Source organism: Lysobacter korlensis (genome assembly GCF_042434515.1).
Map to the genome: position 1 here is coordinate 1 of NZ_JBHLTG010000051.1, position 799 is coordinate 799.

General features: G+C 61.2%; 1 protein-coding gene. It reads right to left on the minus strand.

All coding sequences use genetic code 11. The features are described 5' to 3' along the window. Nucleotides 1-176: 176 nt before the first annotated feature. On the minus strand, nucleotides 177-698 hold the full coding sequence (locus ACFFGH_RS34385; RefSeq protein ID WP_386677465.1) for a hypothetical protein: 522 nt from the start codon (nucleotides 696-698) through the stop codon (nucleotides 177-179). Nucleotides 699-799 lie beyond the last annotated feature (101 nt).

A 799-nucleotide genomic window follows, 5' to 3' on the forward strand; every position in this document is an offset into this window, starting at 1 on the left:
TTGGCAGCCGCAACTCGCTCTGCGCAAGAAGCTGATGTGGCGGGTGAGGATTTAGGCACCGACGCGCAAGCGCTCAGGACCAAGATTATCGGGAGCAACAGACGTCTCATGTGCGCTCTAACACCTGAGTTAAGCCGCGCCGCGAAGCGGCGTCGGCTTGGACGAATTGTTAGGCGTTACCCGTTGATCTGATTTACACATACAGGGTTAACCGCCTTGGCGCCCGGAACGGGCTTGAGGGCGCCGCCGTCCTCGCGCACCACCGAAACGTGACACATCGTTCCGGATTGGACAAAGGACACCCGGTACTTTCCGCCGGCCTCAGGCACGAATGCTTGCGTAAGCGTGCAGGCTGCGGTGTCCGTGAAGCCGGCCGCCCCAGCCTGATAAGCGAAGGTGACAACCGCCGGCTGGCCCGCGGGCATGGCGCGGCTCACGCCCGCGTGCGGGTCGCCCTTGCCTTGGACTGCCGTCGTCGTGAATGTAGCGAGCCTTGTGCCGTTGGGGCTGGGCTCACATCTTTCGGAAGCATAGTTCTGCACGAGCACCCAAGCGCCCATAGGAATACCCGATGCACCGAACGTAACGGTTGCCGTCGGGCCGGAGGTCGGCGGCGCGTAGTGGGTGGCGCAGCCGGAAAGCAGAGCCAAGCCGATCACGAGTGAAGCTTTTTGCATCATTCCCCCTGAAATCTTCATGCAACGCCTAACACCTGAGTTAAGCCGCGTCGCGAAGCGGCGTCGGCTTGGACGATTTGTTAGGCATCACCTGCGATGGTGTACGCCTGCCTTAATTTGAA